Origin of the sequence: Mucilaginibacter sp. RCC_168, assembly GCF_041355315.1 — a bacterium.
GTDB lineage: Bacteria > Bacteroidota > Bacteroidia > Sphingobacteriales > Sphingobacteriaceae > Mucilaginibacter.
Genome location: NZ_JBFUPN010000001.1, coordinates 38,229 through 53,622, shown reverse-complemented (window position 1 = coordinate 53,622; position 15,394 = coordinate 38,229). Strand labels below are relative to the sequence as shown.

General features: G+C 39.3%; 15 protein-coding genes and 5 tRNA genes. All 20 read left to right on the top strand.

Annotation, left to right across the window (positions count from 1 at the left end):
* Positions 1-33: 33 nt before the first annotated feature.
* The 20 genes from AB6735_RS00235 (at position 34) to rplJ (ending at position 15,374) form a co-directional block, all read left to right on the top strand.
* The gene (locus AB6735_RS00235; protein WP_370993787.1) at positions 34-900 is read left to right on the top strand and encodes a helix-hairpin-helix domain-containing protein; all 867 of its coding nucleotides are present in this window, start codon (positions 34-36) and stop codon (positions 898-900) included.
* Entirely contained in the window at positions 897-1,424 is a 528-nt protein-coding gene (locus AB6735_RS00230; RefSeq protein WP_370993786.1) for an adenine phosphoribosyltransferase, read from the top strand. The genes AB6735_RS00235 and AB6735_RS00230 overlap by 4 nt, the downstream gene beginning before the upstream one ends.
* Before the next feature lie 595 nt (positions 1,425-2,019).
* The gene (locus tag AB6735_RS00225; protein ID WP_370993785.1) at positions 2,020-3,195 is read left to right on the top strand and encodes an acyl-CoA dehydrogenase; all 1,176 of its coding nucleotides are present in this window, start codon (positions 2,020-2,022) and stop codon (positions 3,193-3,195) included.
* Between the two features lie 376 nt (positions 3,196-3,571).
* Positions 3,572-3,763, top strand: a complete 192-nt coding sequence (locus AB6735_RS00220) for a hypothetical protein (RefSeq protein ID WP_370993784.1) — start codon at positions 3,572-3,574, stop codon at positions 3,761-3,763.
* A 394-nt stretch (positions 3,764-4,157) separates the two neighbouring features.
* The gene (locus tag AB6735_RS00215; RefSeq protein ID WP_370993783.1) at positions 4,158-7,343 is read left to right on the top strand and encodes a SusC/RagA family TonB-linked outer membrane protein; all 3,186 of its coding nucleotides are present in this window, start codon (positions 4,158-4,160) and stop codon (positions 7,341-7,343) included.
* A gap of 15 nt (positions 7,344-7,358) precedes the next feature.
* Entirely contained in the window at positions 7,359-8,849 is a 1,491-nt protein-coding gene (locus AB6735_RS00210) for a SusD/RagB family nutrient-binding outer membrane lipoprotein (RefSeq protein ID WP_370993782.1), read from the top strand.
* Between the two features lie 133 nt (positions 8,850-8,982).
* Complete coding sequence (gene rpsU, locus AB6735_RS00205; protein WP_076374884.1) at positions 8,983-9,174, top strand: 30S ribosomal protein S21; 192 nt, start codon at positions 8,983-8,985, stop codon at positions 9,172-9,174.
* Positions 9,175-9,222: 48 nt separating this feature from the next.
* A complete protein-coding gene (locus AB6735_RS00200; protein WP_370993780.1) occupies positions 9,223-10,167 on the top strand; it encodes a tyrosine-type recombinase/integrase in 945 nt (314 codons plus the stop codon).
* Between the two features lie 14 nt (positions 10,168-10,181).
* On the top strand, positions 10,182-10,529 hold the full coding sequence (gene hpf, locus AB6735_RS00195; protein WP_370993779.1) for a ribosome hibernation-promoting factor, HPF/YfiA family: 348 nt from the start codon (positions 10,182-10,184) through the stop codon (positions 10,527-10,529).
* A 240-nt stretch (positions 10,530-10,769) separates the two neighbouring features.
* Positions 10,770-10,842 (top strand) — tRNA-Thr (locus tag AB6735_RS00190).
* Between the two features lie 65 nt (positions 10,843-10,907).
* Positions 10,908-10,988, top strand: a tRNA-Tyr gene (locus AB6735_RS00185).
* A 78-nt stretch (positions 10,989-11,066) separates the two neighbouring features.
* Positions 11,067-11,139 (top strand) — tRNA-Gly (locus AB6735_RS00180).
* A 101-nt stretch (positions 11,140-11,240) separates the two neighbouring features.
* Positions 11,241-11,312, top strand: a tRNA-Thr gene (locus AB6735_RS00175).
* A gap of 69 nt (positions 11,313-11,381) precedes the next feature.
* A complete protein-coding gene (gene tuf / locus AB6735_RS00170; RefSeq protein ID WP_090473141.1) occupies positions 11,382-12,569 on the top strand; it encodes an elongation factor Tu in 1,188 nt (395 codons plus the stop codon).
* Positions 12,570-12,647: 78 nt separating this feature from the next.
* Positions 12,648-12,718, top strand: a tRNA-Trp gene (locus AB6735_RS00165).
* 19 nt (positions 12,719-12,737) lie between these two features.
* Positions 12,738-12,932: a preprotein translocase subunit SecE gene (secE, locus tag AB6735_RS00160; protein WP_076374892.1), complete on the top strand. Its 195-nt coding sequence runs from the start codon at positions 12,738-12,740 to the stop codon at positions 12,930-12,932.
* Between the two features lie 16 nt (positions 12,933-12,948).
* Complete coding sequence (nusG, locus tag AB6735_RS00155; protein ID WP_076374894.1) at positions 12,949-13,491, top strand: transcription termination/antitermination protein NusG; 543 nt, start codon at positions 12,949-12,951, stop codon at positions 13,489-13,491.
* Between the two features lie 193 nt (positions 13,492-13,684).
* On the top strand, positions 13,685-14,125 hold the full coding sequence (gene rplK / locus AB6735_RS00150; protein WP_090473140.1) for a 50S ribosomal protein L11: 441 nt from the start codon (positions 13,685-13,687) through the stop codon (positions 14,123-14,125).
* Between the two features lie 29 nt (positions 14,126-14,154).
* Positions 14,155-14,853, top strand: a complete 699-nt coding sequence (gene rplA, locus AB6735_RS00145) for a 50S ribosomal protein L1 (RefSeq protein WP_370993778.1) — start codon at positions 14,155-14,157, stop codon at positions 14,851-14,853.
* A gap of 2 nt (positions 14,854-14,855) precedes the next feature.
* Positions 14,856-15,374, top strand: a complete 519-nt coding sequence (rplJ, locus tag AB6735_RS00140; RefSeq protein ID WP_370993777.1) for a 50S ribosomal protein L10 — start codon at positions 14,856-14,858, stop codon at positions 15,372-15,374.
* Positions 15,375-15,394 lie beyond the last annotated feature (20 nt).

Genomic DNA, 15,394 nt, shown 5'->3' with positions numbered 1-15,394 from the left:
TTTATTTATTTTAACAATCGATAAACGCTGTAAATGAAGGCCTATTTTAAAAACTACCTGTCTGTAACCAAAAAAGAATGGAACGGAATGGTAGTGCTTATTGTTTTAATGGCATTGGTTTTAGCAACGCCTTATGTTTATCAAATGTTCCGCAAAGATAATATAATAAATTTTAATGAGTTTGATAAGGGCGTTGCCCTGCTAAGCAAGGGAAAAAAGGTAAGTTCGACAGGTAACTCCTGGGCCAATGAATCGAAAATAGCGAATGCCAAATTATTTACATTCAACCCGAATGAATTATCCGATGCCGGCTGGCAAAAACTGGGACTTAGCGACCGGCAGATCAAAGTGATCAAGAATTATGAAGAAAAAGGCGGGCGGTTTTATACTAAGGCTGATGTAAAAAAGATCTATTCCATTACCGATGCCGACTACCAGCGACTGGAACCCTATATCAATATCCCGGATACCTACCATCATGCCGAAAAAGCCGCGCCAGGCGAAGTCATCGAAATAAACAGCGCCGACTCAGCAAAACTAACCCGTATCAGAGGAATAGGACCTGCGTTTGCTATGCGCGTTATCAGGTATCGGGAACGTGTGGGCGGTTTTTACAATAAAGAGCAATTGAAAGAGGTGTTTGGTATTGATGAAGCTAAATACACCGAAATACAAGGCGGCATCACCGTAGATAACAAACATATTACCAAAATGAACGTGAACGCGGCCTCTTTGAATGAACTCAGGCGGTTCCCGTATCTGAGCTTTAAACAAGCCAATGCTATATTGGAATATCACAATCAGCATGGTGATTATACATCAATTGAGGATATGAGAAATATTGCCATACTTGATGACGGAATTTTGCGTAAAATTGAGCCATATTTAACTTTCAAATGATAACCCAGCAAATAAAGTCTGCCATTCGTGATATTCCTGATTTTCCCAAGCCGGGGATTGTTTTTAAAGATATAACCCCGATATTAAAAGATCCTGCTTTGTGCAATAATATTGTTAATGCCTTTGTTGAACAATTCAAGGGTAAGCGGATAGATGTGGTGGCTGGGATTGAGAGCCGTGGGTTTTTATTCGGACTTACGCTGGCCACTAAATTGGGTGTACCCTTTGTACCGATACGCAAAGCAGGCAAGCTGCCATTTACCATTAAACAGAAAGCGTATAAGCTGGAATATGGGACAGCCATTATTGAATGCCATACCGATGCCTTTGAACCCGGGCAGCACGTGCTGATCCACGATGATTTGCTGGCAACCGGCGGTACGGTAACTGCCGCAAGCGAACTGATCAAAGAAATGGGCTGCGAAATAGCCGGTTTCTCCTTTGTAGTAGAGCTTGGCTTTTTGGAGGGCCGCAAACGGATAACACCTATCAGTGATACACTGGTGGTGCTGGCTGAATATTAAGGTATAAAGGAGTTGACCATTACGAGGCAAGATAGTCGCTCTTTGCGTTAAGGATTGAAACGGATACCGGCCGGTGATTAAGGCTTGTGCAGTATGAGTGTAAAGCCTGGCCGCAGGCAACGCCCCTACATATTTTTATATCATTCATAAACAGGCCTCATTTCGTTACAAATTGGGTTTACATGGTTTACACTTTTTATGGTTTACACGGAATTAATTTACTTATAATCAATTATTTAGTTTATTTTTTTATCAAAAAAACGGTTTGCAGTGTAAATCATGATTTTACCTGAATTTAAGCCCTCCCGGGGACTTTCGCAGTGAACTCCGTGGGGATTTTTGATTTCGATATTGGAAATTCAAAACTCGTTATTCGATATGAGCCCCCTTTCCCTTAGGGATGTATCAACAAACGTAATAATTTGTCAAATTCTGAAAAATAATTTCAGCCCTTCTTTTCATTCCAAAAACAACCCTATTTGAACTAAACCTATAATTTATACCAGATACCAGTTTGTACTTTTTTTTGACCCCGATCCGGATAAAACTATCTTGATAATTAATCCGTTACTTTGCTAATAACCAATTATAAAACATGGATTCTTTATTAACAGACAGCCTCGTAGGGTTTGATTTTTCTATTAACGATAACCAGCGGATGGTGGGTGAGATGGCCAGGGATTTTGCCGAAAAAAATATCAGGCCATATGTGATGGAATGGGATGAGGCACAACATTTTCCGCTTGAATTATTTAAGCAAATGGGCGAACTGGGTATGATGGGTGTAGTTGTACCTGAACAGTATGGCGGCTCAGGCTTCGGGTATGCTGAATATGTAACCGTAATATCGGAGATTGCCCGGGTATGTGGTTCAATAGGTTTGTCGTTGGCTGCGCATAACTCTCTGTGTACCGGCCATATACTGGCTTTTGGTAACGAGGAGCAAAAGCATAAATGGTTGCCTAAGCTGGCCACGGCCGAGTGGCTGGGTGCCTGGGGACTTACCGAGGCAAACACCGGATCTGACGCGATGGGTATGGCCACTACAGCCACATTGGATGGGAATCATTATATAGTAAATGGTTCAAAAAACTTTATTACCCATGGTAAATCGGGCAACGTGGCCGTGGTAATGGTGCGGACAGGGGAAAAGGGTGATTCGAAAGGTATATCAGCCCTGGTTATTGAAAAAGGTACACCTGGTTTTACCCATGGCAAAAAGGAAAACAAAATGGGTATGCGCGCCTCGGAAACTACTGAACTGATATTTGATAATTGCCGTGTGCCAAAAGAAAACTTGCTGGGTAAAGAAGGCGAAGGTTTTAAACAGGCCATGACCATATTGGATGGTGGACGGATTTCCATAGCAGCTTTATCATTGGGCATTGCAAAGGGCGCATTTGATGCCGCGGTGGCTTATTCCAAAGAGCGTAAACAATTTGGCCAGTCAATTAGCAACTTCCAGGGCATATCTTTTAAATTGGCTGATATGGCCACGGAGATTGAAGCTGCCGAACTTTTGGTGATGCAGGCTGCCGATCTGAAAACCAGGCACCTGCCGGTAACCAAGCAATCGGCTATGGCCAAGTATTATGCATCTGAGGTGGCTGTCCGTACGGCTAACGAGGCTGTGCAAATATTTGGCGGATATGGTTATATCAAAGATTTTCCGGTAGAAAAATACTATCGCGACGCTAAGCTGTGTACCATCGGGGAGGGAACATCAGAGATACAGAAGATCGTGATCAGCAGGGAAGTATTGAAAGGATAGAAGTTATTTATTAGTTATTTTAAGCGCCTGTTTGTCAGTAAGTTGTGATTTGTCATGCTTGCTGACAAATTGACAATTTTTACCTTCCAGTGACTAAGTAAAAGGAATTTTCTCAACTTCCGGGTTTATTTTGACAGAAAAGTGAAAAATTAAGAATTGCTTTACTACTGATCCTTATTAAATTGTAAAACCATTTTTTAACTTTTTGATTTTAAGGTTTTTTTGGATTTTGTCAGGTTTATCAGGCACAGATACTTATATTTTTTAATGGATTCAGGATTTATCGTTTTAAAAAACCAATTTTTACTGCTTTTTATCGAAAGTTGATCTTATAATTGAATAACCGGTCTTTTTTCTGATTGATTTTTAAATTTTAATGAAATCAAAAACACTCAATTTTCTGATCAAAATAGCTTTTAAGATATGGCATGTTTTTAGCCGCAACCGGTGTAGAAAAGAATTAAATATTAATCAAAAAATTAAAGTTATGTTAGTTGTATTAGAAGTTGTTGCCTTTTTAGCTGTTATTATATTACCATTGATCCCAGCAAAAAAAATGGCCAAATAATTAACGGAATTACTCCGATAAACAAGAAAAGGATGGGTTTACCCATCCTTTTCTTGTTTTAATTTTCTTGTTTTAAATTAATGATACTGAGCCATTGGTTTTCGAGACCTAGATCTATATTTCTGTATTAGTGATAGTTATAAAAAAATAAAGGGAGAAAATACCTCGCGTATTTTCTCCCTTTTAATTAACTAAATTAACTGTCTTATTATTAACTGAATGAATCAGTAATTGATATATAACGAACAAAAAAATAATTTGTTTTATTGAATTAGAAAAAAAAGAACGTTTTGGTTAAAAATATGTTTGTAAAAGAAATGTTACAGACTTTGTTTGGTTTTCTCTTATAGCCATCTGTAGATTTACCCGCTTAACTATTAACTAATTTTTTTCTATGGAAAAAAGAATACTCCTTGTTTTGTGCGGTATATTATTGGCTGTTACACAGCTGTTTGCGCAAAGCCAAACCATTACTGGTACGGTAACGGCTAAAGAAGATGGGTTACCCTTACCTGGTGTAACCGTAAAAGTAAAAGGAACATCAACCGGGACCCAAACCGGTGTCAATGGTAAATTCTCCTTAAATGCTCCCCCTAATGCAATTTTATCATTTAGTTTTATTGGTTATACAACCCAGGATGTTCCTGTAGGTGGAAAAAGCCAACTAAATGTTGTTTTGGTATCATCAAGCAAAGGGTTAAATGAGGTAATCGTAACTGCTCTTGGTATTTCGCGCCAACAAAAATCACTGGGTTATGCTGCTCAAGCGGTTAAGGGCGATGATTTAACCGTAACCAAGCAGTCTGATTTGAATACTGCGCTGGCGGGTAAAATTGCAGGTGTACAGGTACTGGGTGGATCGGGTGCTAAATTCGGAACTTCAACTATTCGTATCCGTGGTGTTAACTCACTATCAGGCGGTAACCCTATTTATGTAGTGAATGGGGTGGTTACAGATCCAAATGCCGTTAATAATGATGATATTGAATCGTTAACAGTTTTGAAAGGGCCTGCTGCTACTGCATTGTATGGTCAGCGTGCATCTGAAGGCGCTGTTGTTATTACACTTAAAAAAGGTGTGGATAAAGGTATTGGTGTTTCATTTAATCAATCAACCACTTTTGAAAAGGTATATCAATTACCCGCTTATCAGAATGAATACGGTGGTGGAACAAGCTTAAATTGGAATACATACACTTATCAGCCCGGAGTTTCGCCAGCTTCAAATGCCAATTTTAATGGGGTTAAATACTATAACTATGGTGTTGACGAAAGCTGGGGCCCAAAATTAGACGGCACACTGTATGCTCCCTGGTATTTCTGGGATCCAACAAACCCGGGTTACGGAAAACTAAAGCCTTTTGTGGCCCAGCCTAATAACGTACGCGATTTTTATAACACGGGTGTTACTTATAATACCAACGCTGCATTTTCCAAGGCAGCAGATAATTATAATTTCCGCGTATCTTATACCAATATTGACCGTACTGGTATAACACCTAATAGTAATCAAAAGCGTAATAACGTTGGTTTAAACGGTGAATTGAAATTAACTAAAAAGCTTACAGTAAGCGCTAACTTTAATTTTTCGCAAATTAATTCAAACAATATTCCACAGGAAGGTTACGGAACACAAACTGCCGGTTCATTCAGTCAGTGGTTTCACAGGGATCTTGAAATTGATCAGCTAAAAAAATATCAAAGAGCCGATGGAACTTATACTTCGTGGAATATAATCAGTCCGGATGATCTTTCTCCGCACTATTGGGATAATCCATATACAGAAGCTTATGTCAATACTTCCAAATCTAATAGTAACCGGGTGTATGGAAACATTACCGCGTCCTATCAGTTCACTAAGGATTTATCATTATCTGTAATTGCAAGGGAAGACCTTTTGAATAGGGACGATAACTCACGTGTTGGCTCGGGTACAATAAACGTCGACTCTTATTCGCAAAGTCAGTATACCTACAAAGAGAATAATTACGTAGCGAATTTAGCATATAACCATATTTTTGGTGATTTGTCATTAAAAGCCGGTTTGTATGCCGAAACCCGCCAGGATCGTTACCTGTATACAAGTGGTAATACTAACGGTGGTTTAGCTGTTCCGGAGTTATATACGCTTGGCAATTCACTTGATGCTCCAACTGCCTTAAGTTATAATGCTTTAAGCCGGGTAAATAGTTATTATGGGTTTACATCATTTGGTTATAAGGATTATTTGTACCTGGATCTGAATATACGTAATGACATTTCTTCAACGTTGCCTGTAAACAATAATTCGTATTGGTATGGCGGTGTTTCCGGATCATTCGTTTTTTCGGAATTAATGCCCAAAAATGATGTGTTTACCTTTGGTAAGTTAAGGCTGTCTGCAGCTAAAACAGGTTCTGATGCTCAGCCATATCAGGTTTACCGTACTTTTGATTTGAGTACAACTCCTCATGGCACTGACCCGATACAGACTGTACCTAACACACTGACAAATCCAAATTTGAAACCAACCCTTTCAACCGCTTATGAAATAGGTACAGAGCTGCATTTTATAAAGGATAGAATTAAGTTTGATTTCAACTACTATACTCGTAATACCAAAGATCAGATATTGCCATTGCCGGTTAACGGTACTTCAGGATACTCTGTAGCTGTGGTTAATGCGGGTGAAATTAAAAATCATGGTATTGAGATAAGTCTTGGCGGTACTCCGGTTAAGTCAAAAGATTTTATTTGGAATGCCGATTTTAACATTGCGTTTAACCGTAACAAGGTTGTATCAATTTATCCAGGTGTAAATAGTTTACAGGTTACACCTGATGGCTTAGGTGGATATGGAATATCTGGCGGTAATCAGGCAGCAGGCGCAAAAAGCTTTGGGTTTGTTGGGTCACCAAGCTTTGGTGTAAATGGTGTAGTTGGCAGTTCTTATGGCCAAATAATCGGTTCTGGTTTTACCCGCGATAAAAACGGGAATATCATAGTTGACGATACAGGAATGCCAATTGTAAATAATAATGTTAATTTAGGTAGTATGTTGCCAAGCTATACAGGTGGTTTCACAAACTCTTTTAACTACAAAGGCTTTACACTTGCTTTTTCTCTTGATTTTCAGAAGGGCGGTAAATTTGTATCAGTTACCGAACAAAACTTAAATGGTTCGGGCCTGGGGGCACAAACGGTAGGTAATAATGCCAAAGGCAACCCTGTACGTAACGATGTGGCATCTGGTGGCGGTACACTGGTTCAGGGAGTACATGAAGATGGTACACCCAATACTACTTACGTTAGTACCCGGTCTCTGTATGAGCAGGTTTATAGCCAGATATGGGAAAAATGGACTTATGACGCTTCCTACGTTAAACTAAGGGAGGTAAGCATTGGTTACTCTTTCCCTAAAAAGATGCTGGGCAGATTACCTTTCCAAACAGCTTATTTTGGTATAACCACCCAAAACCCATGGATGATCTATTCTAAAGTTAAAGGCGTTGATCCTTCCCAGTTACAAACGTCCTTTTATGAAGGCGGTCAATTGCCAAACACAAGAAACTTAGGGTTTAACATTAAGCTAACATTCTAATAAGCTCAGAAAATCATGAAAAAAATATCTATAAGTAAATATATTATCGGGGCCGGTGTAATTATCCTGGCTTCATGTAAAGTGGGGGGCGATGTTAATGTTAACCCCAACCAGTCGCCAAACGCGCAAGGTGGCTATTTGTTAAATAGCGCGATACAATTTTTAGGCGGTGTAAATGGTGCTGGTGCTACAACTAACATCAATTCATTTGCTGGCGAATTATATTCCCAGTACATGTCTGAAACATTTTATACCAATGAATCATTGTTTGCATTAAAGCAATATGATTACCAAACATATTATACCGGGCCGTTGAAGGATCTGCAATCGGTTATTGATGTTAACACCAACGCGACAACCAAAGATCAGGCAACAACGTTAAGATATGGTTCGAACAATAATCAGATAGCAGCGGCAAGGATACTTAAAGCATTTATCTTCCTGACAATAACCGACAGGTGGGGTGATATCCCTTATACGCAGGCATTAAAAGCAGATGCAAATTTCTCCCCGGCTTTTGATGCTCAGAAAGATGTATATGCCGCTTTAATGAAGGAATTGGATGATGCCCAAAATCAATTTGATGATAAAGGCACATTGACGAATGATATCTTATTTAGCGGAGATAATACCAAGTGGAAACATTGGGCAAACTCTTTACACGCTATTATGGCATTAAGGTTATCAAAAGTTGATCCAACAACGGGTCGCGCCGAATTTGCAAAAGCGGTGGCAGCTGGTTTAATGGCATCAAATGCCGATAATGCATCATATACTTATCTGGCCGCTCAAACAAACGAAAATCCATATTTTGCTAATTATAGGAATCGTTATGATTACGCTGTTAGTAGTTTGGTGGTTAATACACTTACTACGCTTAACGATCCCCGATTAACTGTTTATGTAGCACCAACATCAGCCAATACCTATGTAGGTTTACCTTATGGAACCTTTGGTGATGCCCTGGACAATTATAACGCCGGTACAAGAGATAATCCTGGTAACGTGTCATTAATAGGTCTGGCGGTGTCAAACCAAGGCTCACCAACCGTATGGACGTCATATGCACAGGTGTTATTTACCGAGGCCGAAGCCGCTCATTTAGGATGGATACCTGGCGGTGATGTAGCCGCGGGTAACTTTTATAATCAGGGTGTAACAGCATCCTTAACGCAGAATGGTGTAAGCGATGCTGACGCTCAGACTTATTTAGGTCAAGCTTCTATAAAGTTTTCTGCTGGTACTGCAATGGAGCAAATACATACGCAAAAATGGATTGCTGGATTTTTAGGAGACGGGTGGGAGTCATGGGCTGAATATCGCAGAACAGGCTTACCTAAGCTGCTTGATCCGGTACCAGGATCATTAAGCCCAGGTCAGAATATTCCGCGCAGACAACAGTATCCTCAAACAGAGATTGATTTGAATAGGACTAACTACAACGCTGTAGTTGCCCGTCAGGGCCCGGATGCGCTTAATACCAGGGTGTACTGGGATAAACAATAACCATATACTATAAACAACAATGGCTGCCTTAGCAGCCATTGTTGTTTATAGTAATAAAAATATACATCTTATTTGATTTTCAAATATTTGTGCTTACCTTTGACCCTCCTTGAAAGGAGGTATTTTAGGAATTATGATCATTATCAACGTAAAAGAAGGCGAATCATTAGATAAAGCATTGAAACGCTTCAAGAAAAAATTTGAGAAAACAGGTGTGTTGAGAGAGCTTCGCAGTCGTCAGGCATTCGAGAAAAAATCTGTAACTCGTCGTCATGTTGTTAAACATGCAATCTACAAGCAAAATATGAATCAGGAAACTGTTTAATTCTTGTAAAAGAATTTTTCAAATTTCTTAACACTATATTAAAACTATTTGTACATTCAATCTCTGGATGTTCAAATAGTTTTTATGTTTTTAGAGCGGTTTATCCAATACATTAAGTTCGAAAAGCGATACTCTCCCCATACCGTATCCGCTTATAGATCAGACCTGGATCAGTTCATGCGCTTTTTGAATCCGGGAGAAACGAATAGCGTTCCCGAATCAACTATTACCCATCCTAGTCAGATCAGTTATCATGACATCCGCAACTGGATGGTGGAGCTTATGGAGCAAAAAATTATAGCCCGTTCTGTAAACCGCAAAATGGCCACGCTGCGTAAGTATTTTAAATTTTTACTGCAGGAAGGCATTATTACGGATAATCCAACATCCAAAATACGGTCGCAAAAAATACCCAAGAATCTTCCGGTTGTTGTTGAGGACACCCGTTTGACCCAGATGCTGGATGATAACGAAATATTTACAGATGATTTTATAGGCCAGCGCGACAAGCTGGTTGTTGAAATGTTGTTTGGTACCGGTATGCGTTTGGCCGAGCTCCTGGGCCTTAAGGATCAGGATATTAACGAATATGAGGGCACAATAAAGGTTTTAGGTAAACGGAACAAAGAGCGCATCATTCCTGTAAATACAGAGCTGCGAACTTTGCTGGCTAAATACCAGGAGTTAAAGAAAAATCAAAATTTTGATAACAATTCACTAACATTAATCGTTACAAATAAAGGAGCTGCTGCTTATCCGAAACTAATATATTTAATAGTGCATAAATACCTCTCCAACATATCAACCCAAGATAAAAAGAGCCCCCACGTACTCCGGCATACGTTTGCAACCAGTTTGCTCAATAACGGAGCCGATTTAAATTCAATAAAGGAACTTTTGGGCCATGCCAATTTAAGCGCGACTCAAATTTATACACACAATTCAGTTGAAAGATTAAAGTCTATTTACAAACAAGCCCATCCAAAGGCGTAATTCAAGGAGGAAACATGAAAATTACAGTGCAATCCATTCATTTTACCGCAGACAAGAAATTATTAGATTTTATTCAGAAAAAAGCTGATAAGCTGGATACGTTTTATGATCAGATAATTAGCGGGGAAGTTTATTTAAAACTGGAAAATGTAGAAGATGAGGCAAATAAAATAACGGAGATAAAATTGTTGCTTCCGGGTAACCAGATTTTTGCAAAAGAGAAATGCAAAAGTTTTGAAGAAGCTACCGATCTGGCCATTGAAAGTCTCCGCAAGCAGATAGAAAAGCATAAACAGAAGAAAACCATTGCCGACACCGCAGCCAAAAAGGCTATCTTGATGGCGGCCGAGGACGATTTATAGTATAAAAAAGCCCTTTTTTAGGTAAAAATCGACGAGTTTTTCACTCGTCGATTTTTTTTGATAAAAAATTTTGTACGGGTTTAATTTTTTGTAGATTTGCAATCCCTTTCAGAGAGGTGCTAAGCACTGAAAAAAAAGTTGGGATTGTTCTTTAAAATATAAAAAAGCTTATTAGTTTTGCCGCTCTCAATTTTGAAACCTCTTTAAGGTTATAAAATAAGAAAAGCTAAATAAATATAAGCCTCCTTAGCTCAGCTGGTAGAGCGACTGACTTGTAATCAGTAGGTCATTGGTTCGATCCCGATAGGAGGCTCAGTTTTTTTCGGATTGAAGTGTTTAGCTTCAACTTTGGACATTTTAAATCCGGAATTAACTAATGGGGGGATACCAGAGCGGTCAAATGGGACGGACTGTAAATCCGTTGCTTCGGCTACGAAGGTTCGAATCCTTCTCCCCCCACTGGAAATTCCAGAACAAGCTAAATTCTAAATTCTAAATCAATTAGAGTTTAGAGTTTAGTTTTTGGAGTTTAAAAAAGCGGAAGTAGCTCAGTTGGTAGAGCGATAGCCTTCCAAGCTATAGGTCGCGAGTTCGAACCTCGTCTTCCGCTCGGGAATTAATTAATGAGTTATTGAATTGCTGAATTAGTGATTTAGTAGGAGTTTAAAAATTCAATAATTCACTAAATCATTAATTCGATAATTAAAATAAGCCGACGTAGCTCAGGGGTAGAGCACTTCCTTGGTAAGGAAGAGGTCATGGGTTCAAATCCCATTGTTGGCTCAATAAAATAAAGAGTAAAACAAGAATACATTTTTAAGTATAAATTAACCTACAAAATAATTATAAATCATGGCAAAAGAAAAGTTTGACCGCAGTAAACCGCACTTAAACATCGGTACAATCGGTCACGTTGACCACGGCAAAACAACCCTTACTGCAGCTATCACTAAAGTATTAGCTGATGCAGGTTTATCGGAAGCTCGTTCATTTGATTCAATTGACTCAGCTCCTGAAGAAAAAGAGCGTGGTATCACCATCAATACAGCACACGTTGAGTATTCAACAGCTAACCGTCACTATGCACACGTTGACTGTCCAGGTCACGCGGATTATGTGAAAAACATGGTTACTGGTGCTGCTCAGATGGATGGTGCAATCATTGTTGTTGCTGCTACTGACGGTCCAATGCCACAAACCCGCGAACACATCCTGTTAGCACGTCAGGTAGGTGTACCTGCACTTGTTGTATTTATGAACAAGGTTGACATGGTTGATGATCCGGAATTATTAGAATTAGTAGAAATGGAAATTCGTGAATTATTATCATTCTACGAATATCCAGGTGATGATATCCCAGTTATCCAGGGTTCTGCATTAGGTGGTCTTAACGGCGATCCTACCTGGGTTGGCAAAATCATGGAGTTGATGGATGCTGTAGATAACTACATCCCTATCCCTCCACGTTTAACTGAGCTTCCTTTCTTGATGCCGGTTGAAGACGTATTCTCAATCACTGGTCGTGGTACTGTTGCTACCGGTCGTATTGAGCGTGGTGTAATCAACTCAGGTGAAGCTGTTGACATCTTAGGTATGGGTGCTGAGAACTTGAAATCAACCGTAACTGGTGTTGAGATGTTCCGCAAGATCCTTGACCGTGGTGAAGCTGGTGACAACGTAGGTTTATTGTTACGTGGTATTGAAAAAACTGATATCCGTCGTGGTATGGTTATTTGCAAACCGGGTTCAGTAACTCCACACACTGACTTCAAAGCAGAAGTTTACGTATTATCAAAAGCAGAAGGTGGCCGTCACACTCCATTCTTCAACAAATACCGCCCGCAATTCTATTTCCGTACAACTGACGTAACTGGTGAGATTTCACTGGCCGAAGGTGTAGAAATGGTTATGCCAGGTGATAACGTTACCATCACTGTAAAATTGATCAACGCTATCGCTATGGAAAAAGGCTTACGTTTCGCTATCCGTGAAGGTGGCAGAACAGTAGGTGCTGGCCAGGTAACTGAAATCTTAAAATAAGAATTTCAAAAAAGGTTAATTGGAAACATAAGTTTGACTGTAAAAAGCAAACTTATGTTTTCTTATTATAAAATATACACGGGAATAGTTCAACGGTAGAATAGAGGTCTCCAAAACCTTTGATCAGGGTTCGAATCCTTGTTCCCGTGCATAAGCAAACAATAAAAAATGGCAGGCGTAGCTGAATATATTAAAGAATCATACATCGAGTTAACTCAAAAGGTAACTTGGCCAACCTGGCGCGAACTGCAAAGCAGTGCTATATTAGTACTTGTGGCAGCAATTATTATAGCGTTAGTTATTGTAGGTATGGACCAGATCATTAATTATTTGCTTGGTATATTTTATCATTCGCTAACATAACATCAAGGAGACAACGATGAGTGATCAATTGAAATGGTATGTAGTTAGGGCCATCAGTGGTAAAGAAAAGAAGGTTAAACAATACATAGATGCCGAAATTAGTCGTTTGGGCATTACGCATTTGGTACCGCAGGTGTTAATACCTACCGAAAAGTACTATCAAATGCGCGACGGAAAAAAGATCGCTAAAGAGCGTAATTATTTTCCGGGTTATGTATTGATGGAAGCTGTACTTGACGGTGAAACCGAACACATCATCAAAAATATAAACAGTGTGATAGGTTTCTTAGGTGATAAAGCCGGAAACGCTATTCCACTTCGCCAGGCAGAAGTTAACCGTATTTTAGGTAAGGTTGATGAAATGAGTGCGCAAGGCGAAACAATGAATGTACCTTATTACATAGGCGAAAACGTGAAAGTTATGGACGGACCGTTCAATGGCTTTAGCGGTGTGATAGAAGAGGTTAACGAAGAAAAAAAGAAACTGAAAGTAATGGTAAAGATATTCGGGCGCCGTACGCCGCTTGAATTGAATTACATGCAGGTAGAGAAAGAATAAGTTTGGTGAGCAGTGAATAGTTGATTAGAGAATGGTTGACTATAAACGATACACAATAATAAAATATAAATAAGCGTGTTTGATATTAGCGGAGTGATAACTACTCACCACTCACTAATCAACCGCTCACAAAATCTTAAATGTTACTTAGCTTCCACTTACTAACATTGAGTTATAATTAAAGTAAATTAAAATGGCAAAAGAAATCGGTGCGATGGTAAAGCTGCAGGTAAAAGGCGGCGCTGCAAACCCATCACCTCCAATTGGACCTGCTTTAGGTGCAAAAGGGGTGAATATCATGGAGTTTTGCAAGCAGTTTAATGCACGTACCCAGGATAAGCCTGGTAAAGTGTTGCCTGTTTTGATTACTGTTTACGTTGATAAGTCTTTCGATTTTATCATTAAAACCCCTCCGGTTGCAATCCAATTATTGGAAGTAACAGGATTAAAAAGTGGTTCAGCAGAGCCCAACCGTAAAAAAGTTGCCAATGTAAATTGGGAACAGGTTGAAACTATTGCTAAAGATAAAATGGTGGATCTAAACGCATTCACAGTTGAATCAGCCATGAAAATGGTGGCAGGTACTGCCCGTAGTATGGGAATAACCGTATCAGGTACGGCTCCCTGGAATTAATTAATTTATATTAAAATCAGTTTAAGACAGTGGCTAGATTAACAAAAAATCAGAAAGTGGCACTCTCCAAAATTGAGGCTAACAAATCGTATTCATTACAGGATGCGTCATCTTTAGTAAAGGAATTAACCTTGACCAAATTTGATTCATCAGTTGATATAGACGTTCGTTTAGGTGTTGACCCGCGTAAAGCCAATCAAATGGTACGTGGTATTGCAACATTACCTCATGGAACCGGTAAAACTGTACGTGTACTGGTGCTTTGTACTCCTGACAAGGAACAAGAAGCAAAAGACGCAGGTGCAGATTACGTAGGTTTGGATGATTATATTGCCAAGATTGAAGGTGGATGGACTGATGTTGATATTATCATCACTATGCCAAGTGTTATGGCTAAAGTAGGTCGTTTGGGTCGTATATTAGGCCCGCGTAACCTTATGCCTAACCCTAAATCAGGAACAGTAACTCCAGAAGTTGGAAAAGCGGTAACTGACGTAAAAGGTGGTAAAATCGACTTCAAAGTTGATAAAACAGGTATCATCCATGCCTCAATAGGAAAAGCATCTTTCTCTGCGGATAAAATTTATGAGAATGCATTAGAAGTATTGCAAACTATCTCAAAATTAAAACCATCTGCAGCTAAAGGAACATATTTCAAGAGTATCCATATCTCTTCAACTATGTCGCCAGGAATTGCAATTGAAACCAAAACAGTAGCGGGGATTTAATCATGAATAAAGAAGAAAAATACGATCTTGTTCTTGCCCTTACTGAGCAAATGAAAGAGTACGGTAATTTTTATATCACCGATACCTCTGATTTGACGGTTGCAAAGATCAATGACATTCGTCGCAAATGTTTCGACAGCGACATCAAAATGCAGGTAGCAAAAAATAGCTTGATCAAAAAAGCTATGGAAGCTGCAGGCGGCGACTTTAGCCCGATATATGATGTATTAAAAGGTTCATCATCAATCCTTTTCTCTAAATCAGCAACTGCTCCGGCAAAGCTGATCAAACAATTGAGAAAAGCAGGTGACAAACCAGTTTTAAAAGCAGCATATATTGACTCAGCAGTGTTTATTGGCGACAACCAGATCGATACATTGATCAAGTTGAAATCAAAAGAACAACTGATTGGCGAGATAATAGGATTACTACAATCACCTGCCAAAAACGTTATTTCTGCATTACAATCAGGCGGAAATACAATTGCAGGCCTTGTAAAAACATTACAGGAAAGAGGTTAACGAACACCTTATTAAAGTTC

Coding starts and splice junctions, on each gene's coding strand:
- AB6735_RS00235 (WP_370993787.1), top strand. CDS start 34: ATGAAGGCCTATTTTAAAAACTACCTGTCTGTAACCAAAAAAGAATGG.
- AB6735_RS00230 (WP_370993786.1), top strand. CDS start 897: ATGATAACCCAGCAAATAAAGTCTGCCATTCGTGATATTCCTGATTTT.
- AB6735_RS00225 (WP_370993785.1), top strand. CDS start 2,020: ATGGATTCTTTATTAACAGACAGCCTCGTAGGGTTTGATTTTTCTATT.
- AB6735_RS00220 (WP_370993784.1), top strand. CDS start 3,572: ATGAAATCAAAAACACTCAATTTTCTGATCAAAATAGCTTTTAAGATA.
- AB6735_RS00215 (WP_370993783.1), top strand. CDS start 4,158: ATGGAAAAAAGAATACTCCTTGTTTTGTGCGGTATATTATTGGCTGTT.
- AB6735_RS00210 (WP_370993782.1), top strand. CDS start 7,359: ATGAAAAAAATATCTATAAGTAAATATATTATCGGGGCCGGTGTAATT.
- rpsU (WP_076374884.1), top strand. CDS start 8,983: ATGATCATTATCAACGTAAAAGAAGGCGAATCATTAGATAAAGCATTG.
- hpf (WP_370993779.1), top strand. CDS start 10,182: ATGAAAATTACAGTGCAATCCATTCATTTTACCGCAGACAAGAAATTA.
- tuf (WP_090473141.1), top strand. CDS start 11,382: ATGGCAAAAGAAAAGTTTGACCGCAGTAAACCGCACTTAAACATCGGT.
- secE (WP_076374892.1), top strand. CDS start 12,738: ATGGCAGGCGTAGCTGAATATATTAAAGAATCATACATCGAGTTAACT.
- nusG (WP_076374894.1), top strand. CDS start 12,949: ATGAGTGATCAATTGAAATGGTATGTAGTTAGGGCCATCAGTGGTAAA.
- rplK (WP_090473140.1), top strand. CDS start 13,685: ATGGCAAAAGAAATCGGTGCGATGGTAAAGCTGCAGGTAAAAGGCGGC.
- rplJ (WP_370993777.1), top strand. CDS start 14,856: ATGAATAAAGAAGAAAAATACGATCTTGTTCTTGCCCTTACTGAGCAA.